The organism is Bacteroidales bacterium, from assembly GCA_029210725.1.
Lineage (GTDB): Bacteria > Bacteroidota > Bacteroidia > Bacteroidales.
On sequence record JARGFM010000045.1, the window covers coordinates 1 to 19,976 of the forward strand.

General features: G+C 48.3%; 14 protein-coding genes. 8 read left to right on the forward strand and 6 right to left on the reverse strand.

All coding sequences use genetic code 11. From position 1 onward, the window contains the following. The first annotated feature begins 242 nt into the window (after positions 1 to 242). The 6 genes from P1P86_15735 (at position 243) to P1P86_15760 (ending at position 12,461) form a co-directional block, all read left to right on the forward strand. Positions 243 to 3,446, forward strand: a complete 3,204-nt coding sequence (locus P1P86_15735; GenBank protein MDF1576637.1) for a TonB-dependent receptor — start codon at positions 243 to 245, stop codon at positions 3,444 to 3,446. Positions 3,447 to 3,457: 11 nt separating this feature from the next. Beyond that, positions 3,458 to 5,155, forward strand: coding sequence for a RagB/SusD family nutrient uptake outer membrane protein (locus P1P86_15740; protein MDF1576638.1), 1,698 nt, complete (start codon positions 3,458 to 3,460; stop codon positions 5,153 to 5,155). Positions 5,156 to 5,275: 120 nt separating this feature from the next. Then, complete coding sequence (locus tag P1P86_15745; protein MDF1576639.1) at positions 5,276 to 8,845, forward strand: VCBS repeat-containing protein; 3,570 nt, start codon at positions 5,276 to 5,278, stop codon at positions 8,843 to 8,845. A 32-nt stretch (positions 8,846 to 8,877) separates the two neighbouring features. Continuing rightward, positions 8,878 to 9,375: a TonB-dependent receptor plug domain-containing protein gene (locus P1P86_15750; GenBank protein MDF1576640.1), complete on the forward strand. Its 498-nt coding sequence runs from the start codon at positions 8,878 to 8,880 to the stop codon at positions 9,373 to 9,375. 64 nt (positions 9,376 to 9,439) lie between these two features. After that, complete coding sequence (locus P1P86_15755) at positions 9,440 to 10,765, forward strand: prolyl oligopeptidase family serine peptidase (GenBank protein MDF1576641.1); 1,326 nt, start codon at positions 9,440 to 9,442, stop codon at positions 10,763 to 10,765. 46 nt (positions 10,766 to 10,811) lie between these two features. Further along, complete coding sequence (locus P1P86_15760; GenBank protein MDF1576642.1) at positions 10,812 to 12,461, forward strand: glycoside hydrolase family 43 protein; 1,650 nt, start codon at positions 10,812 to 10,814, stop codon at positions 12,459 to 12,461. 30 nt (positions 12,462 to 12,491) lie between these two features. Here P1P86_15760 and P1P86_15765 read toward each other — a convergent pair whose 3' ends face one another. The 5 genes from P1P86_15765 to ric are packed head-to-tail and all read right to left on the reverse strand — an operon-like array spanning position 12,492 to position 15,741. Continuing rightward, a complete protein-coding gene (locus tag P1P86_15765; protein MDF1576643.1) occupies positions 12,492 to 13,025 on the reverse strand; it encodes a DUF1858 domain-containing protein in 534 nt (177 codons plus the stop codon). Next, a complete protein-coding gene (locus P1P86_15770; protein ID MDF1576644.1) occupies positions 13,003 to 14,262 on the reverse strand; it encodes a DUF438 domain-containing protein in 1,260 nt (419 codons plus the stop codon). Before P1P86_15770 ends, P1P86_15765 begins: the two co-directional genes overlap by 23 nt. A 2-nt stretch (positions 14,263 to 14,264) precedes the next feature. Further along, positions 14,265 to 14,459 (reverse strand): ferredoxin, encoded by a 195-nt coding sequence (locus tag P1P86_15775; GenBank protein ID MDF1576645.1) that lies wholly within the window; start codon positions 14,457 to 14,459, stop codon positions 14,265 to 14,267. Between the two features lie 31 nt (positions 14,460 to 14,490). Beyond that, positions 14,491 to 14,946, reverse strand: a complete 456-nt coding sequence (locus P1P86_15780; GenBank protein MDF1576646.1) for an Rrf2 family transcriptional regulator — start codon at positions 14,944 to 14,946, stop codon at positions 14,491 to 14,493. A 3-nt stretch (positions 14,947 to 14,949) separates the two neighbouring features. Next, positions 14,950 to 15,741, reverse strand: coding sequence for an iron-sulfur cluster repair di-iron protein (ric, locus tag P1P86_15785; protein ID MDF1576647.1), 792 nt, complete (start codon positions 15,739 to 15,741; stop codon positions 14,950 to 14,952). Positions 15,742 to 15,791: 50 nt separating this feature from the next. Here ric and P1P86_15790 point away from each other — a divergent pair, with 50 nt between their 5' ends. Continuing rightward, positions 15,792 to 18,035 carry a nitric-oxide reductase large subunit gene (locus tag P1P86_15790; protein MDF1576648.1) on the forward strand — a complete coding sequence of 748 codons (2,244 nt, stop codon included), beginning with the start codon at positions 15,792 to 15,794 and terminating at the stop codon, positions 18,033 to 18,035. Positions 18,036 to 18,128: 93 nt separating this feature from the next. Next, positions 18,129 to 18,311 (forward strand): hypothetical protein, encoded by a 183-nt coding sequence (locus P1P86_15795; protein ID MDF1576649.1) that lies wholly within the window; start codon positions 18,129 to 18,131, stop codon positions 18,309 to 18,311. An 80-nt stretch (positions 18,312 to 18,391) separates the two neighbouring features. On the opposite strand, the gene P1P86_15800 is transcribed toward P1P86_15795, so the two are convergent. After that, on the reverse strand, positions 18,392 to 19,822 hold the full coding sequence (locus tag P1P86_15800) for a Gfo/Idh/MocA family oxidoreductase (protein MDF1576650.1): 1,431 nt from the start codon (positions 19,820 to 19,822) through the stop codon (positions 18,392 to 18,394). Positions 19,823 to 19,976: the final 154 nt, after the last annotated feature.

The following is a 19,976-nucleotide window of genomic DNA, read 5'->3' on the forward strand; positions in this document are numbered from 1 at the left end:
TGTTCTGAACAACTTGAATTTACTGACTTTTCAGCATTTTCAATGAACAATTCCCTTTTATTTATGAATAATCCAGGTTAAAATTACGAAATATTATTTTATTATTGTGTTAGAACGAAACGAAACGAAACTAAACCTAACCAAACCTCAAAAAGGATGAGGATATCATTTTGCGGTCCAACCGTAAAATGAGACTCTAATAGCCCAAGTTGAAACTAACCCTAATTTAAACTAAACCTATCATGCGTATTACTAAAAACAAGAAGGGTGTCATCTTATCACTCTTACTAATTTGCCTTGCCTTTGGCGCAGCCTACGCTCAGGTTAGAACGGTTACCGGAACGGTGACCTCTGAGGAGCTGGGACCACTTCCCGGAGTAAACATTGTGATCCAGGGAACTGTGCAGGGAGCAGTAACTGATGTGGACGGAAAGTACACTATCAATGTACCAGGACCTGATGCGGTCCTTGTATTTTCTTACATTGGCTACTCTACAGTAGCTTACACTGTGGGCGATCAGACAACGGTCGACGCTGTTTTGGTAGCGGATGTGACTGCACTCGATGAGATCGTGGTAACCGGGTATACCTCCGTGCGAAAAGCGGATATTACCGGTGCAGTAGCTATCGTGAACACGGACGATATGAACCAGATCACCTCTGCAAGTGTTTTGCAGAAACTGGAAGGACGCGCCTCCGGCGTTTCCGTGAATATCAACGGTCAGCCAGGTAGCCGGAACACGGTCCGAATCAGGGGGATCAGCTCCTTTACCGACAACGATCCGCTCTATATCGTAGACGGGGTACCGATTGAAACGGCAGACCTGAATTTTTTGAATCCTAACGATATAGAGTCCATGCAGGTATTGAAGGACCCCTCAACGGCATCGGTGTACGGTGCACGCGCCAACAATGGGGTCATCATTATTACAACAAAGAAGGGCCAGAAGGGGAAAGCCAGGTTAAATGTAGATGTGAACATGGGTGTGCAGAATCCGGTGAAAGGTCTGAACCAGATCCTGATCCAGGATGCTTTGGACTATCATTCCATTGTAAAGCAGAGTTATGAAAATGCCGGGTTACCGGTTCCGACAAATATTTACGGAGACCCCAATAATCCATCCCTGCCTAATTATTTATGGCCCAATGATGGAGTAAACCAGACCATGACGGTGGACGAGAGTCTCTACTCCTGGCCGGATAATCTGATCATGGAAGCTTCTCCCGGAACTGACTGGTGGGATGAGGTTTTCGATCCCTCGCTGGTCCAGGATTATAACATTGGTATGAGCGGAGGTGGCGACAATTCGGTCTACAATGTTTCCATGCAGTATTACAACCAGGATGGTACCATGAAATATAACTGGATGGACAGGTATTCCATCAGGGCTAATACGGAGTTCAAATTCGGACGCCTGAGTGTGGGTGAAAATTTTGCCATCTCGCGTATGAACATGGTAGCTGGATTGGGATCCTACAGTACAACAAACCAGAACATGGGTGAAGGATCAATCGTCAATAATATAATTAAAATGCAGCCCATTGTTCCTGTCTACGACATCGACGGATACTTTGCCGGTGCAAAAGCCAATTCCCTGGGTAACGGTACCAACCCGGTCAAACAGGCGTACAGCTCCAAGGACAATGTAAACACTCAAAACAATGTTGTCGGAAATATGTTTGCCTCTTTGAAAATCATAGAAGGGCTGCAGTTAAAATCAAGTTTCGGTGTGAACCTGAGCAATTCCCTTTTCAAAGGGTTCAATTACCCGACACCTGAAAACTCGGAACCCACAATGGTCTGGAGCATGAACGAGAATTATGCAACCCAAATGGAATGGACCTGGACCAATACGCTTAATTATGTGAACTCTTTCGGCAATCACAACATCAATGCCCTGGCCGGATATGAAGCCATCGATTATAAAAGGAACTCCCTTAATGGAAGTATGGCCGGATATGTATCAACCGACCTGCCTGCCTGGTACATCCAGGACGCACTTGGTGATCCAAGCACCAAGACTGTATACAGCTATGGAGCGGTAAGTTCCCTTGTTTCGATGTTTGGAAAAATTGATTATAATTTTGCCAGCAAATACTACCTGAGCGCTACGGTAAGGAGGGACGGTTCCTCCAAGTTCGGACCTAATTTCCGTTACGGGGTCTTCCCGGCCTTCAGTGCAGGCTGGCGTATCTCTGAGGAATCCTTCATGAGTAACCTGATCTGGCTTAGCGACCTGAGGTTCCGCGGCGGATGGGGAATAACAGGTAACCAGAATATCCCTGCCGGGAGGACAGCCAACCAGTACGGGGGAAGTACCTCAAATACTTTTTATGATATCAACGGGACCAATTCATCCATTGTTACCGGATATCGCCTTACCGCGCTTGGAAATCCCGACCTGAAATGGGAAGAGAACGTATCCGCCAACATCGGGTTCGATCTCTCCCTGCTTGACAGGAGGATCAACGTGGTATTCGACTATTACACACGTACTGTTAATGATCTTCTGTACGGACCGCAAATTCCTGCTACTGCCGGACAGGCAAGTCCCCCGATCGTCAACATCGGGACCATGGAAAACAAAGGGATCGACTTCTCTGTTGGTTACCGCAGCAAGCTTACCGGCGAATTCCAGTGGGAAATAGAGTTTATCGGCAGTCACTATACCAACGAGATTGTCCAGATCGACGGAGTACAGGACTTCTTCTACGGACCCCAGGGAGGACGGAAAGGTACCTTTGTGATCAACCAGGTGGGTTATCCTATCAGCTCATTCTATGGTTATAAGCAGGACGGAATCTTCCAGAACCAGGGTGAGGTGGATGCACATGCCACCCAGGATGGAAAGGCTGTGGGTCGTTTCCGTTACGAAGACGTGAATGGAGATGGAGCGATAAATGCTGAGGACAGGACCATTATCGGGAATCCCCATCCCGACTTTACCGGGGGGGTGAATTTCTCTGCCAGCTGGAAAAACTTCGACATGAGCATGTTCCTGTTCGGTTCTTATGGAAATGATATATGGAATCAGAACTATGAGTTCACTGTGTTCCGGCTCTATAGTACAAACGTTCGTCAGGACCGTCTGACCGACTCCTGGACACCGACAAACACGGACGCTAAATATCCCCTGCTTGATCAAAATGACCAGTTCAGCGATCAATATAGCAGCTTCTACGTGGAGGATGGTTCCTACCTCAGGATGAAGAATCTGCAGCTTGGTTACACTGTGCCGAAGGCAGGGTGGTTCCAGAATATCCGAATCTATATTCAGGGCCAGAACCTGTTTACCCTCACCAAATACACCGGTCTTGATCCGGCACTGCCCACCATCAGTACAACGGGCTCTTCCGGAAACCAGTCCGACCAGGCCATGGGGATCGACTACGGACCCTACCCGGCCAACAGGATTTTTTCAATCGGAATTAATGCAAACTTTTAAAATATAAAGCGATGAAGAACATGATTAAAACACCGGGAATTATCGCGATTTTTCTCATCATGCTGTTTGCCTGTAGCGAAGATTTTCTGAACAGGCCGGCCCAGGGGAACCTGGATGCTCTCACCCTGGCCAACCAGGAAGGGGTGGAAGGGAACCTGATCGCTGCTTATTCCTACCTGGACGGCCAGGCCTCCTCCGGGGGGATCGTATCGGCCACCAGTAACTGGGTCTTTGGCAGCGTTGCATCTGATGATGCCTATAAAGGCTCGGAGCCTGGCGATAACCAGACTACTACGGATATAGAACTCTACCAATGGTCGAGCGGTAATGCCGACGCCGGAATGAACGAGAAATGGTCGGGGCATTATGATGCCATCAGCAGGGCCAATGCAGCACTATCCCTCCTGGCCCAGGTAGAGGGTATCTCCCAGGATGACCAGGACAGGATCACGGGAGAGGCCCTCTTTTTAAGAGCATTCTATCATTTCGAACTTGCTAAGATATTCGGAAATATTCCCTATTATACAGAAGAAGATGTTGATTTCAGGAAGACAAACGTGGGTGTAACACCTATGAACGATGTGATAGAGGATCTTCAAGATGCCATCAGCCTCCTCCCTGAAACCCAGGCAGCTGTCGGAAGGGTTACAAGGTGGACCGCCAAAGCCTTTTTAGGTAAGGTCCAGGTTTTCCAGGAAGACTGGGCAGGAGCGCTGACCACCCTCACTGATGTGGTGAACAACGGTCCCTATAGCCTTGAGACGAACTATCATTTTGTCTTTGATGTGGCGCACAACAACGGACCGGAGACGGTGCTGGCCTACCAGGCTTCTGTCAACGACGGAGCCGGGGGTGGAGAGAACGGCAATCATCCCGATCGCCTGAACTATCCCCACAGCGGAAGCCCCTTTGGCTGCTGCGGCTTCCACCAGGCATCCTATAATCTTGTGAATGCATTCAAGGTGGATGCAAACGGACTTCCCTTCCTGGATGGTTCCTGGAATAGTGCTATCCTGGCCCCGGGTGATGTTGTGGATCCGCGTCTGGACTGGACCGTAGGGAGGGATGACGTTCCCTTCCTGGACTGGGGAAACCACGAGGCCGGCTGGATCAGGGACCGGGCATGGGCAGGACCTTTCAGCATTAAGAAAACGGTTTATGAGCAGGCTGCTGGTGCCGCCAGTGCAGTAGGCTGGGCTCCGTATCAGCTCAATTCACTGAACCGCCACCTTCTCCGTTATGCAGATGTGATGTTATTGCTGGCGGAAGCTGAGATTCATGCCGGTTCGCTCGACAATGCTAGGGACCTGATCAACGAGATCAGGACCAGGGCCGCACAGTCTGCCCAGGGACCTGTAGGCGGACCCGTTGTCGTACCAATGAATGATGCATCGATCACCTGGGCAACCTATAATATAGGGACCTATCCTCCCGCAGGATGGGATGCCACGAAGGCCCTTGCAGCCCTGAAGATGGAGCGCAGGCTGGAACTGGGAATGGAAGGGCATCGCCTGTTCGACCTCAAAAGGTGGGACGATGCCATTACAGTTCTGAATGATTTCCTTGAAGTTGAAAAGACCAGGATAGCCTATCTTGCCAATGCATTTGAATTTGAACAGAGGCATATGCTGTATCCCCTGCCCATCGTTCAGGTGGAGCTGAGCGTTGTTGATGGGGAGCCGCGGCTTGTTCAGAACCCCGAATGGTAGCATAATAGTTCACTATAATTCAAATCCCGGAAGGAAAATTAGCGTTCTCTTTCCGGGATTTTTCTGTATGTTTATTTTTTCTGCTCTGTAAAGTAGTATTGAAAAATCATAGTGTAAATTATGAGATCGGCGAATTCCATTTTGATGCTGTTGTTGTTCATACTGGGCCTGGGTTCGTGCTCAGGGGAGGACCCCCTGTTTGAAAGAGTGAAGCCCGGGAGAACCGGAATCACCTTTTCGAACAGGATCACCGAGAATGAACAATACAATATCCTGGCATTTGAATATATCTACAATGGGGGAGGTGCGGCGGTGGGGGACTTTAACAATGATGGTTTGCAGGATCTCTTTTTCTCGGGAAACATGGTGGATAACCGCCTCTACCTGAACCGGGGAAACTGGAAGTTCAGGGACGTCTCAGCAACGGCCGGGATTGAGGGGGCTGACAGATGGAGTTCGGGGGTGGCCCTGGTGGACATCAACAACGATGGCCGGCTTGATATCTATGTATGTGCCACTGCCTATGAACCGGGAATGAGAAGGGCCAACCAGCTGTTTGTAAACCAGGGGGACCAGGGAGGTGAATCGCCGGTATTCATTGAAATGGCTGAAGAGTATGGAATTGCAGATACAAGTTATACAACAGCAGCCGCGTTTTTCGATTACGACAACGACGGGGATCTTGACCTGTACCTGGCAGTGAATCACTTTGATGCCAAACTGACACCAAATGGATACTGGTATAAGAAGGATCCCAGGGCAGAGGCAAATACGGACAGGTTATATGAGAACAGGTACGATTCAATTCCCGCTCACCCCGTGTTCAGGGAGATCTCGGCACAGGCTGGGATTGCCAGGGGTGGATTCAGCCTGGGACTGAATATCGTCGACATAGACAGGGACGGTTGGAAGGACATCTATGTCTCAAACGACTATAATTCGCCGGATATGCTCTTTATGAACAACCGCAACGGGACTTTTACAGACCGCTCCGGGGAGTATCTGAAGCATACCTGTTATTCGGCCATGGGAATGAATATCGCCGATATGAACAATGACGGACTTGCAGATATCTTCGTGCTTGACATGTTGCCTGAAGATAATTTCCGTCGGAAGGTCTTTCTTCAGCCCTACAATTACGTATCCTATCTGAACAACGAAACGTTCGGATATACTTACCAGCACGTACGCAACGTGCTGCAACTCAACCAGGGGACCAGGCCCGATAACGGCCAGCTTCTGTTCAGTGATGTGAGTCTCTACTCCGGGATACATGCCACCGACTGGAGCTGGACACCCATGCTGGCTGATTTTGATCATGACCAGTTCAGGGATATGATCATCACAAACGGTTTCCCAAAGGACATTACAGATCATGATTTCGGTGATTTCATGACAATGCGGGGCAATTATATGGACCGGGTAGTCCCTTTGACTCTCATTCCATCGGTAAAAATTAACAATTACGCTTACAAGAACCAGCTGACAGAGGCGGGCGGGATTCCCCGTTTTTTAAAAGTGTCGAAGGACTGGGGAATTGACGAAGCTTCATTTTCCTCCAGTGCGGCCTGCGGGGATCTTGACAATGACGGGGACCTTGACTACGTTGTCAACAATATCAACGACAGTGCATTTGTATTCAGGAACATGCTTTTGGAGAAGGAACCTGAGAAGGCCAACTGGCTGCAAATGGAGATGAAGGGAGGGGAACATAATCTGAACGGACTGGGAGCCATTGTGGAGATCTATTATAACGGGAAACAGCAGATGTGGGAGAACACGCCCTACAGGGGATACCATGCCACCGTGCAAATGGGTGCTCATTTTGGACTTGGCGGCATAGAGCTCCTCGACTCGGTTCGGGTTGAATGGCCTGGCGGGAAGGTACAGGTGCTTCACAAGGTGGCAGTGAACCAGGTCCTGACCCTTGATTACAGGGACGCCATACCGGAAGTTATCCGAACCTCTGCTGCCACTGTCTCTGTTTTCAAGGAGGTAAGCAGGGATTGGGGCCTTGACTTTATACCTCCCGAGCGTGATTATATCGATTATAATGTACAACCCCTGCTCTTACATAAGCTTTCTCAACTGGGTCCGGGCATGGCGGTTTCTGATGTAAACGGGGATGGACTGGAGGATTTTTATATCGGGGGATCGCGTTTTTACAAAGGAAGGTTTTTTCTGCAGTTGCCGGAGGGTGGATTCCTGGAGTCGGATCTGCTACCGGGTGAAGAAGGAGAGGGCAAAAGGGAAGAGGAACTTGGCGTTCTTTTTTTCGATGCGGATAATGACCTGGATGAGGATCTCTATCTTGTAAGCGGGGGGTATGAATATGAAATAACCGACTCTTCCTACAGGGACCGGCTTTTCCTGAATGAGAATGGAAGGTTTCTGGAGGCAGAAAGTGCACTGCCTGATCTCCTTTCGAGCGGTTCCTGTGTAAAGGCGGCCGATTTTGACAGGGATGGCGACCTTGACCTCTTTGTGGGGGGACGTGTACATCCTGCCAACTATCCCCTGCCTGTGAACAGTTACCTGCTGATAAATGATGGCAAGGGAAATTACAGCATAGGGAATGAGGCTTTAATACCAGGGTTGAACGAGGTTGGGCTTATCAGTGATGCCCTGTGGACCGATTTTAACAACGATGGCTGGGTCGACCTGCTCCTGGCCGGAGAGTGGATGCCCCTGACATTGCTGATCAATAATGAAGGAAAATTTGAACGGATGATCCCTATCGGGGGAGGGCAGGCTACAGGGTGGTGGAACAGCCTGGCATCGGCCGATTTTGACATGGACGGTGACATGGATTACGTGGCAGGCAACCTGGGCAGCAACTCCCTGCTTAAAGCAAGTGTATCTCACCCGGTCAGCCTTTATGCGGGTGATTATAACAATGACAATTCGCTGGACCTGATACCAACAAGCTATTTCACAAACGAACAGGATGAACCAGGGGAATATCCGTTCTTCGGGCGTACTGATATGGAAAAACAGCTGCATAAGCTAAGGGAGTTGTTCCCGGAGCATAAAGCGTTTGGCCGGGCTACCATAGAGGAGTTAATGGAGAGGCTTCCGGATGCAACAACGCTTCTGTTGAAAGCCAATTACCAGTTGACAAGCTGGGTGGAGAACAGGGGCAATGAAGAATTTGTTGTACATCCTCTTCCCCCGGAAGTCCAGCTGGCACCTGTGTTTTCGATACTGACCGGGGACTTTACAGGCGATGCCCTGCCTGATATCCTGCTGACAGGAAACGATTACGGGAATGAGATTCGTGAGGGGCGTTATGATGCCCTGAACGGAATGCTCCTGCAGGGTGACGGGAAAGGAAATTTCAATCCCCTCTCCATGCAAAATAGCGGGATTATTATCCCGGGCGATGGGAAGAGCCTTGTTAAGTTGCAGGCCGGGGATGGTTCACTGCTGGTGATCTCAGCGCAGAACCGGGGTCCGTTGGGTTTGTTCAGAAGTTCGATCCCTTACCACTCCATTGAATTGGAGCCACATGATGTTGCAGCCATTGTTCACCTGCAGGAGAGCCTCTCCTACCGGGAGGAATTTTACTACGGGAACAGTTATCTGTCCCAGTCGGGACGGCGACTCTGGTTACCTTCCTATGCACAATATGTAACCTTGATTGATTACAACGGTGAAAAGCGCCGTGTGACAATGCCGGTAAATGATTAAATTGTACCGTTTAACTCCAACTCGTAGAGGCCATGAACATACTATTTCATGATTGTTTGAAAGTAATGGCTCTGTATCTGGCCATAATGATCACCGGATGCGTCAGCAGCCAGTCTGCAGGTTCGGAAAAAAGGCAGGAAGAACCTGAAATTGTAGATAGCGGGTATCAGATAACAGGAGCCAGGAATACGAACCAATCCAATATAAAGGTACAGCCCAACAGGGAGAGGCCATCAAACCTCAGTTTGGAAATGATGCTGCAGCAGTTGCCAGGTGTTCGCATCAGGAGCGGCCGGGGGGCATATGCACAATTTGTGGTGGATGGGACCTCCTCCTCATTTATGGCGGATACAAGTCCCCTTTTTGTAGTGAACGGAATGGCGATGGGAACGGATTTTTCGGTGGTCTATTCAATGGTTAATCCCAATGATGTCTCCTCCCTGAGTGTTTTGAAAGGATCAGATGCAAGTATATACGGGACCCGTGGGGCCAATGGGGTGATACTTATCCGGACAGAAATAAACAAATAGAAACAACCCGGTCGGGCTGTTTAACTGCCCGGGGAAATTTATTTAAACCTTAAAAGATTATATCATGAAAAGAATGCTGCTCTTCGTTACTCTACTGATCCTGGTATCCAATGCCAGCGCTCTTTCAGCCGGTAATCCTCACTCCGGACTGAAGGTAGCTTACGGACAAAAGACAGGTGGAGAATATACAATGGTGGTGGATGGTTTCGACTGGGGTCCAGGCGTAAGCAAGGTAATCCTTTCAATGGGAGAAACCGTGACCAGCACCGATCCAGGGACTTTTGCCGTATATGCCAGCAGGCATTCAGACTGCGTGGAGATCACCGGGGAAGCTGCAGCCGGAGAGAGGACAGTTATAACGGCTTATGTTTCCGACAACCGGGGAAACCGGATGGAAAGTGGCCGGCATGTAACAATTGTACTATTTGTAAGTCCCCTGCTTACTCTTGGCAATCCTTTTGCTTATGTAAGGGGCGAGGGAGCATGCAGGGGAAACGTCTGGGTTGATTACCAGATGACCATTGTAGATAAAACAGCCAACCGGGTATGGGATACCCAGGCAGGTCGCTTCAGCAAAGAGCTGGAGAGATTTGACCTTTCGGGCCGGTTCTCGTCCCGTGAGGGGATCAACATGTCCTATGCATTCCATATCCCTGAAACAACCGGGAATAAGATACCCCTGATCATCTGGCTCCATGGGGGCGGAGAGGGAGGAGCCGATCCCAGTACCGCACTGCTTGCTAACCGCGCAGCCAATTATGCATCGGAAGAAATCCAGGCAATTTTTAAGGGGGCCTATGTCCTGGTTCCCCAGTGCCCGGGAGCCTGGATGCACAATGACAAAGGAGTCATGACTGAAGGGAAAGAAGAAGATATGTATCACGGGGCTCTTATGGAACTGATCCGGGCTTTTGTGAGCAGCCATAGCAATATTGATACCGACAGGATCTATGTGGGTGGATGCTCCAATGGTGGATATATGAGCCTGAAGCTGATCCTCGAACATCCCAACTATTTTGCTGCAGGATACATCAGCGCATTGGCCTACCAGTCGCAATACATTTCCGATGAAAAAATAAACAGCATAAAAAATGTTCCAATCTGGTTTGTTCATTCAGCGGACGATCAGACCACTATTCCTGACAGGACTGTCATCCCTGTCTACAACCGTTTGAAGGCCGCAGGGGCGAAAAATGTCCATTTTTCCTATTATGACAATGTGATCGATCTCACCGGTTTGTTTGGCGGGGCAGGCTATCATTTTCCCGGACACTGGTCATGGGTATACTGCCACGTAAACCAGTGCTGGAAGGATGTTGACGGATCGCCTGTTGAAGTCGACGGGAAACCGGTGCATATCATGCAGTGGCTTGCCGCACAGCGTAGATAGATAGTTAAACAATGTCATTTTCACCCGACTGCAAAACATCAAGAGTATGAAAAAACTGGCTCTAATAGTGATGATTCTCTCTGCTGTACAATTAATGGCACAGAACAGTTCGAATATATTAATCGGGATGAACAATGGAAATCCCTTTGCTGCCTCGCCGGATCCGGATGATCGTGTAAGCTATCACAATCCTGTGATTCCCGGTTTTTATTCAGACCCCAGCGTGTGCAGGGTTGGAGAGGACTATTACCTGATAACAAGCACTTTTGAATATTTTCCCGGAGTTCCTGTCTTTCACAGCAGGGATCTTGTGAACTGGGAGCAGATAGGACATTGTCTGACACGCGAGGAGCAGATTCCCCTCGGGATCAATATTTTTGCTGCGACCCTGCGTTACAATGAGGGAACCTTTTACATGATCACCACCAATATCACGGGAGGCGGCAATTTTTACGTGACAGCCACCGATCCTGCAGGCCCATGGTCCGATCCCACCTGGATAAAGGTCGGGGGAATTGATCCGGACCTGTTTTTTGATGAGGATGGAAGAGCCTATGTGATCTCCTCCACCTTTGTGCTTAATGAAATTGATATTCAGACCGGGCAGATTCTTACCGAAGGACGAAAAGTGTGGAACGGAACCGGTGGCAGGTATGCCGAGGGGCCCCATATTTACAAAAAGGACGGCTTTTACTATTTAATGGCTGCTGAAGGAGGTACCGAAGAGGCGCATTCAGAGACTATTGCCCGGAGCCAGAGCATCTGGGGACCTTATACAGAAAACCGCTCCAATCCCATCCTGGCACATGCCAATGCGGCCGGACAGGGCAATCCGATTCAGGGTGTGGGTCATGCCGACATGATACAGGCCCATGATGGTTCCTGGTGGATGGTGTTCCACGGGTACAGGAACCTGGGAGGGTCTGGCATCCATCATACACTTGGGAGGGAAACCTGCCTGGCACCGGTCACCTGGCCGAAGAACGGATGGCCGGTTGTTAACGGGAATGGTACCGCAAAGGTCACTATGACCTGTCCCACATTGCCCCTGCATCCTTTTGAGAAAAAACCTTCCAGGATCGGTTTTGACTCCGGCAGGCCTGGATTGGAATGGAATTATTTCCGCTTTCCGGTATACGGGAATTACTCTGTCACTGAACGCCCTGGTTATTTAAGATTGAAAGGATCAGCGGTAAAGATAGGGGATAACGATACCCCCACATTTGTGGGAAGAAGATTACAGGATATGTTTTTCAGTGCGGTGACAAGCCTGGATTTTAATCCGGACAATGAGAATGAAGCAGCAGGAATGATCCTCCTGAACAACGGAAGCCATTTTGATATCATGGTGGGACGTTCAGGCGGTAAGCGAATCCTTTCGGTAACGCTTCAGTTCGGATCGCTTACCCATGAATCGAAAAAAGTTGAAATCGGCCCGGGGCCGGTAAGCCTGAAGATCAAAGGCGGGAAAACTATTTTTACGTTCTCCTATTCTCAGGGAGATGGAGAGTTCATTGATCTGCAATCGGTTGATGCGAAGTTTCTTAGTTCAGAAACCGTTGGTGGATTTACAGGCGTATATGTGGGGCTTTACACAACAGGGAATGGATCGGCATGCAAAGCCAGTGCTGATTATGACTGGTTTGAATATGTAAAGGAGCCGGAAACGGAGCAGCCCTTTGCTTTACCTTATTAGAGGTGATGAAATACTGTTTATGCCTGTTGATTATTTCTTAAAATAGATATGTATCTCCTCTTCGGAAACCTTGCGGATCCAGTGTTGATAGCCTAAACCAATAGCCTTGTCAAGGAGGGGAGCCGGAAGAAAAGGGGCAATGATTCCAAGGATCTCATTTTTCTTCAGTTTTTTCACTGAGGATAACACCTCATGCACGGGTTGTTCCCCGGCTTCGAGCATAGCACGCACATCGATAGTCTGAGAGATCCTTCTTTTATTAAACCATTTGGGTTGCCGGGTAATGTATTGAGTTTTTTGATTATCTAAATCAGACAGCTCTGACTGGCCGGCTTCCCTTCGAAGGACGTTTATCAGGTCTTCAACCTTCAATCCCCCTACAGCGGCTGCCTGACTGAGTGTAGTAACCTTTCCGATTGTTTTTCTTAACAGTGGATTTCGGAGTTTTGCGAAGGGCGGAGCCTGTGCAATAAGGATCTCTTCCAGACCCGGATAAGCCTCCAGCAGGTCAAAAACTTTCGTTTTCGGAGTAATGATCAGGCTATTCATCTTTTCCTTCATCATTGGTCCCATAGGATAAAATGCGTCTTTCTCCTTCCAGACTTCTCGCATTTGTCAGGTCCTGCGATACTTCGAGCGTTCCAAGATATTCACCTTTGTCGTCTCTCAACGCATAATACTCAATCAGGATAAATTTTCCTTTCATCTGAATCCAGAAGGGAGCATGAGAGGCTTTCCCGGATTTAAAGTCATCTATAATCTTTTCAACGATATCGACGCTTCCCGGGGGATGGCACAGGCGCACATCGCGGTTTATAATGGAACGGCTGCGGGGAAATATCCGGTGATTACCCTGGGTAAAATATTTCACCTTGTCGTTCTTATCCACGAAGGTCATATCGACAGGGGCAGTATTCAGAATAGCCATCAGTTCGTTTACAGAAAAGCTTCCCGAGGGAAGGGAAACCAATCCATCCTTATTACCGGCAATCTCTTCATCCCGCGATTCGTCCTGCAATCCTTCGGGAACCCAATCTACCCCGGGATCATAAAGGGTAAAACCGAATTCAAGCGTCTGCTTTTGCACATTCCACCAGTCGTCCACAGTGAGCATATCCATGCACATTGGGAACAGAATCTCCTCCTCCTTTTGAACCATATCGCTGAGGGCTTTTAATACCGGGTAAAAAAGCAGCTCCAGGGCATCAGAAAGATCTTGTTCAGAAAGATCTTGTTCTTTTAGCAGGGCGATACATCCCCTGAGTTGTTCCCTGATCTCGTCATGCTTTCCCCACATGACCTTTGGCGGACCCGTGATTTCATTCCGCTCGAGATAGGGGAAGACCAGGTATTCTTTTCTTTTGTAATGTTTATCAATATCCATCAGTTCATTGAAGGCGGACTGAAGTACAAGGATGAATGCCCTGAAGTTATCTTCCGGCACTTTATTCAGAGAATGAAGAAGGTCGTTGGATTTTTGGATGGCTTTCTTTATTGCTTTGTTTTCCTGGATAAATACATCTACCGGGTGCCCGGGAGGAATCTCTTTTGCTCCACTCAAATCCACATGACCCTCCAGTACCTCTCCGTGAATATCACAGAGTTTAAGCACTTCCGATTCAGGAAGCCCTTCACTTATAAGTTCCTGTTCAACTTCCACAACTTCACCATAGGGTACCGATTTTAAGGTAGAAATCAATTCCTGCCTGACTTTTTCAGGGGATTCTCCACTATGCAGGCCGAGGATCAACTCTTTCAGGCGATCCTTACGGAACCTGGAGTTGTTAATTAATTCACTCATATTCAGCCCTCTTTGTATTTAATTATTTCAACCGGGCAACTTTCAGCTGCCTCTTTAATGTTGGCTTCATGATTACTGAAATCGGCACCTTCAATGACTTGAGCTTCATCCGGCATTTCAAATACTTCAGGGCATATTTCCTCACACATTCCGCAGGAGGTGCACCCTTCTTCTATCATTACTTCTTTAATTGCCATCTCAATAAATATTTCTAATGTATTAATTGTTCTAAATAACAAGACCAGCGGGGATTGCCCTGTTCAGAACCGCCTGCCCGGAGTTAATTTTCCGGGCCAATGAACCGATGGTTTCCGAATGAGCCATCTTTAGCAGATCGTCCCGAAGGATGGCGTACCGGTCATGCAATGGACAGGGATTGGCATCGCTACAGTTTTTTAAGCCGAATCCACATTTGGTGAAGAGCTTATCGCCCTCCATGACCATGATAACCTGGTACAGGGATAAATCGGATTGGTTATCAGCAAAAAAGAAACCTCCTCCACGACCTTTCATTGACTCCAGGATGCTGCGTGATGAGAGTATGTGCAGGATTTTAGCAGTAAAAGCCGCAGGAGCCTCAATTTCAAGTGCGATCTCAGGAACTCCGGGACGCATTTCTTTCCAGTTTTGGAGCTGAACATACACAAGGGCCCTTATGGCGTATTCTGTACTTTTAGTAAGCATAGATCAGGTGTTTGGGCTTACCGCTTGTTCAAGCCGCAAGGCCTTGGGAAAAAGAATATTATTTTCAAGGTGTATATGTCTGTGTAAATCGTTGTCAAATTCTTCAAGGGTCTTGTAGGTCACCTCAAAGGTATTACAACCATCGGGTGGAACCTTGTAATTACTCGTGATTTCAGTCAGTTTCATAAACCGTTCTCCTTCAACCTGATGCTCGGCTTCCATTTCCTTTATAGCAGCCTGGGCCAGGCCCGTTTTGTCAGGTTTGGGACCTCCTTCGAGGCGGTACTTCTCCAGCTGGCGAATATAGGGAAAAAGGATGAGTTCTTCCTTTTTCATGTGGGCAGATAAATTCGCAGCAGCATCAATAAAGGAAGCTCTTACTTCGTGTAATTCAGGATGATTTTCACCGTGAACATCACACAATTTTTGAAGTTTTTGCAACAGGAAGGGCATGGCCTCAGTGACATAGGTGTGATGGGTTACAAGAATATGGTCAATTAATCCTTTCATGGAGAGGGATTCAATTAATTCTGAATCTTTATCCTTCTTCTGAAGCACTGCATTCAATTCTGCCAACAGGATGTTGGTATCGACCCCTTCCTTTTTGGCTGCCAGTTCCAGTGAAATATTTCCACCGCAACAAAAATCTATTTTCTGTGCCTCAAAGATACGGGCAGTTGAGAAGTTACGTCTGACGATTTCCCCAACTTTTGTATTTAAGTTTATATCCATCTCTCTGTATTTTTTTAATTGCTGTAAAGATAGCAATAATATATAAAAGGATAAAAGGGTCATTATATAATAAATATTTATATTTGTTTCATTATCTAAAACCAAAACTGAATATGAAGACAAAAAAACTATGGATAGGATTCTTTCTTGTGCTCCTAATCTCCTTTGGGATACTCGGGTATTTTGGACGTGAAATTTACCGCGAAGCTCCGCCCATACCCGGGAAGGTGATCTCGGCTGACGGGACCGTCCTTTTTACTGCAGCAGATATCAGAGACGGACAGAATGTCTGGCAATCCATGGGTGGCCAGGAGGTCGGAACCATATGGGGCCATGGTGCCTATAAAGCTCCTGACTGGACAGCCGACTGGTTGCATCGTGAAGCGATATTTATGCTTAACAGCTGGTCGCAGGAGGAATTTGCCCTGCCTTATGAGGAGATAGAACCAGAAAAGCAGGCCATGCTGGAAAAACGCCTCCAGGGAGAATTAAGGTCCAATCGTTACGATGAAGCTTCAGAATCACTGCTTCTTTCAGAAAACCGTACAAGGGCGTTTCAGTCCAATAGCAAACATTATAAGGGCCTGTTTATGGACGATCCCGATCAGGCACACCTGCGGGAGGCATATAGCATCCCCCCGAACAGTATAAAGGGCTCTGAACGAATGGACAAGATGAACGCTTTCCTCTTCTGGGCAAGCTGGGCGACGGTTACCGAGCGCCCGGGCAAGGATATCACCTATACAAATAACTGGCCGCCTGAGAAACTTGTTGGAAATGAACCAACAGGTGCATTGCTTTTGTGGACAGGTTTCAGCGTGATCATTTTGTTATTTGGAATCGGACTTCTGGGATGGTATTATGCAACCAACCGGGAGGATGAGGATCATTCTGTAGCGCCATCGGTTAATCCATTGTCAGGAATCCGTATGACCCCATCAATGAAGGCAACACTGAAATACTTCTGGGTGGTTACAGCACTTATCCTGGTTCAGATACTGATGGGAGTGATTACGGCTCATTATGGTGTGGAGGGTCTTGGATTCTATGGACTTCCCCTGGCCGATGTACTGCCCTATTCCATTTCGAGAACCTGGCATATTCAACTTGCCATTTTCTGGATTGCCACTTCCTGGCTGGCCACCGGTTTATTTATTGCTCCCGCTGTATCAGGAAAAGAACCAAAATATCAGAAAGCGGGTGTTAATTTCCTGTTTATCTCCCTGTTGATCATTGTTGTTGGTTCACTTGCAGGTCAATGGATGGGTGTTATGCAGAAGCTTGGACTTGTAGAAAACTTTTATTTTGGTCACCAGGGCTATGAATACGTTGATCTAGGAAGGTTCTGGCAGGCATTTTTGTTTATTGGCCTGCTCCTGTGGCTTTTTCTGATGGCCCGTGCCCTCTGGCCCGCATTAAAGCAACGGACCGAAAACAGGCATCTTCTGCTTATGTTCCTGATTTCGAGTATTGCTATTGCGGCATTTTATGGTGCAGGATTAATGTGGGGAAGGCAAACCCATCTTTCGATTGCTGAGTATTGGAGATGGTGGGTCGTCCACCTTTGGGTGGAAGGCTTTTTTGAAGTTTTTGCCACAGTAGCCGTTGCCTTCCTCTTTGTGCGGATGCAGTTAATAAGGGCATCAGTTGCTACAACAAGTGTACTGTTTGCTACAATTATTTTCCTGTCCGGAGGAATTATCGGGACCTTTCATCACCTTTATTTTTCAGGTACACCCACAGCAATTCTCGCTCTTGGAGCCAGTTTTAGCGCATTGGAGGTCGTGCCCCTTGTGTTAATAGGATTCGAAGCCTATCATAATATAACGCTTAGCAGGGCAAAAGAATGGGTCAGCGCCTATAAATGGCCCATCTATTTCTTTATAGCTGTGGCCTTCTGGAATTTTCTGGGGGCAGGAATATTTGGTTTTCTAATCAATCCACCAATCGCGCTCTATTATATGCAGGGGCTGAATACCACACCGGTGCATGGCCATACCGCATTATTTGGGGTATATGGCATGCTTGGAATTGGCCTGATGCTGTTTGTGCTGAGGGACATGGATCTTGAAGCGAAATGGAAGGAACGTCCTATAAAAATCGCCTTCTGGTCGATCAATATTGGTCTCCTGGCAATGGTCGTGCTCAGTGTGTTGCCTGTCGGCCTGGCACAAACTGTGGCCAGTGTAAAACATGGCTTATGGTATGCCCGGTCGGCCGAGTTCCTTGAAACACCCGCCCTGGAGACAGTACGGTGGCTCAGGGTTATCGGAGATACCATATTTGCTGTAGGGGCCCTGTTCCTTGGATGGTTTGTCTTCGGATTGAAAGGCGGGTGGTCCATCCGGAAGGAGTAGGAGAGCGTAGGGGTCTCACGGTATTTAGATACGCTGTTGTTTTCCAACGGTCACTGTTTTTATTTTTCAATTCCTTATATTTCAGCAGCTAATGTGAAACTGACATACAAGGACACCTTGGAAATCATAAACATCGAAATGATCCGTGACTACTGCCTGGCCAAACCCGGTGTAAGCGAAGGCTTTCTCATCGACAATAGCTATGAGCTGGTAGTACAGGGACTAAAGAAGAAAGACCGGGATGCACTGGGGCTTATTCAGACAGGAAACGGATGACATTGGAGGCCATTCCGGGCGCTTCGGTTACAAATTGCTCTTTTAAAATGTTGGCAATGTTGGCAGTTCGGACCTTATACTCACAGGCTCCAGCCTTCTCTGTACCTGCGCATTACAAATTCATTGGCCGGATCGAAATTAGTAATTTTCATGTTTCCGGCATCCCAGAGCAATTTCTTCCGACCAGGATATGACGAATCTCCACCTTCACTGACTTCCAGCTGGTAACTCCGGATAGCCAGGTTGCCCATCAGTACAGCTTCTGTGAATGGTCCGGCATATTCAAACCTGGAGCTCAGGTCAGAATCCCCCTGTCCTTTCATACAGGCTTCCACCCAGGCCACATAGTGTCCTTCCGGCACCCTTTTTTCAGTTTTAGGAACTGCTGCTATTTGCTCGTTCAGTGAAAGAGGCAGAAGAAGGGGATCGGTGCCATAATTCCCGATGAGTTTTCCCTTGCTGCCTTCGAAGATCACCCCGTTGGTCAGTTGGGCCATCTCATGGTCCGCCGGAAGTTCCCCGGGCATCTGGGGACGCAGGCCTCCATCCATCCAGGTCAGCAGGATGTTTCCAGGGCCATCGGTTCGGGGGAATGTTAAATGAGTGATGGAGGAAGACGGACAGCTTTCGGTATACCTGGCCACCTGGAAAAAGCCCTCGTAGGCTGCGGTGGCACTGCATTCCACTTCGGTGGGATAGTCGATGGGCAGGATTCTGAAAACCGGATCCATCACATGGCAACCCATGTCGCCCAGGGCACCTGTTCCATACCGCCACCAGCCCCGCCAGTTGAAGGGCAGGTAAGCCGGATTGTAGTCAATAACCTGCGCAGGCCCCAGCCAGAGGTCCCAGTCCAGCTCACGGGGAATTTCGTATTTGCCAGTGGGTGCGGCAATGCCCTGGGGCCATACAGGTCTGTCGGTCCAGGCATAAACCCGGTTTACCTGGCCAATCAATCCGGCATCCACAAGCTCTTTCATTCTCCTGACAGGCTCCTCAGAAGCACCCTGGTTCCCCATCTGGGTAACTACCTTGTATTTTTTTGCTGCTTCAGTCAGGGCCCTGGCCTCACCGATGCTGTGAGTAAGTGGTTTTTGCACATACACATGCTTACCAAGCTGCATGGCAGCCATGGCTGCCACTGCATGAGTGTGATCCGGAGTGGATACGACAACCGCATCTATATTCATGTGTTCCTTATCCAGCAATTCCCTGAAATCCCTGTAGTACCTGGCATCGGGAAAATTCTTTTTGGATTGCACCGCCATGCGGTCATCCACATCGCACAGGAAGGATATTTTTGCATGCCTGCTTTCAGCACAGGAGGTAAGATCCGACTCGCCTTTTCCACCAGCGCCAATGCCGGCGATATATACCGTATCGCTGGGGGCTACATATCCCGGGCCTCCAAGGACAAACCGGGGGACAATGGTGAAGGCTGTAGCTGCACCTGCTGCTTTAATGAAGCTTCGTCTGTCTACTTTCCGGGGGGATTGGCTCTGGGGTTTCATAGTATTCGAATCAAGTTTGAAGTGAGTTGTTCTACAATTTTGTGAATTTTATTATCAATGACAAGCAGAATCCATAAATTCAGAACTCCTGATCTGGTAACGTAAATATAGGCTTTTCCGGGGGTCTTTTCGCAAAGAGAAAATGCGGTATCTT

What these genes read in the sequence shown, in the direction of transcription:
- P1P86_15755 (MDF1576641.1), top strand. Translation starts at nt 9,440, where the DNA reads ATGAAAAGAATGCTGCTCTTCGTTACTCTACTGATCCTGGTATCCAAT.
- P1P86_15790 (MDF1576648.1), top strand. Translation starts at nt 15,792, where the DNA reads ATGAAGACAAAAAAACTATGGATAGGATTCTTTCTTGTGCTCCTAATC.
- P1P86_15800 (MDF1576650.1), bottom strand. Translation starts at nt 19,822, where the DNA reads ATGAAACCCCAGAGCCAATCCCCCCGGAAAGTAGACAGACGAAGCTTC.
- P1P86_15775 (MDF1576645.1), bottom strand. Translation starts at nt 14,459, where the DNA reads ATGGCAATTAAAGAAGTAATGATAGAAGAAGGGTGCACCTCCTGCGGA.
- ric (MDF1576647.1), bottom strand. Translation starts at nt 15,741, where the DNA reads ATGACCCTTTTATCCTTTTATATATTATTGCTATCTTTACAGCAATTA.
- P1P86_15735 (MDF1576637.1), top strand. Translation starts at nt 243, where the DNA reads ATGCGTATTACTAAAAACAAGAAGGGTGTCATCTTATCACTCTTACTA.
- P1P86_15750 (MDF1576640.1), top strand. Translation starts at nt 8,878, where the DNA reads ATGAACATACTATTTCATGATTGTTTGAAAGTAATGGCTCTGTATCTG.
- P1P86_15780 (MDF1576646.1), bottom strand. Translation starts at nt 14,946, where the DNA reads ATGCTTACTAAAAGTACAGAATACGCCATAAGGGCCCTTGTGTATGTT.
- P1P86_15770 (MDF1576644.1), bottom strand. Translation starts at nt 14,262, where the DNA reads ATGAGTGAATTAATTAACAACTCCAGGTTCCGTAAGGATCGCCTGAAA.
- P1P86_15760 (MDF1576642.1), top strand. Translation starts at nt 10,812, where the DNA reads ATGAAAAAACTGGCTCTAATAGTGATGATTCTCTCTGCTGTACAATTA.
- P1P86_15740 (MDF1576638.1), top strand. Translation starts at nt 3,458, where the DNA reads ATGAAGAACATGATTAAAACACCGGGAATTATCGCGATTTTTCTCATC.
- P1P86_15745 (MDF1576639.1), top strand. Translation starts at nt 5,276, where the DNA reads ATGAGATCGGCGAATTCCATTTTGATGCTGTTGTTGTTCATACTGGGC.
- P1P86_15765 (MDF1576643.1), bottom strand. Translation starts at nt 13,025, where the DNA reads ATGATGAAGGAAAAGATGAATAGCCTGATCATTACTCCGAAAACGAAA.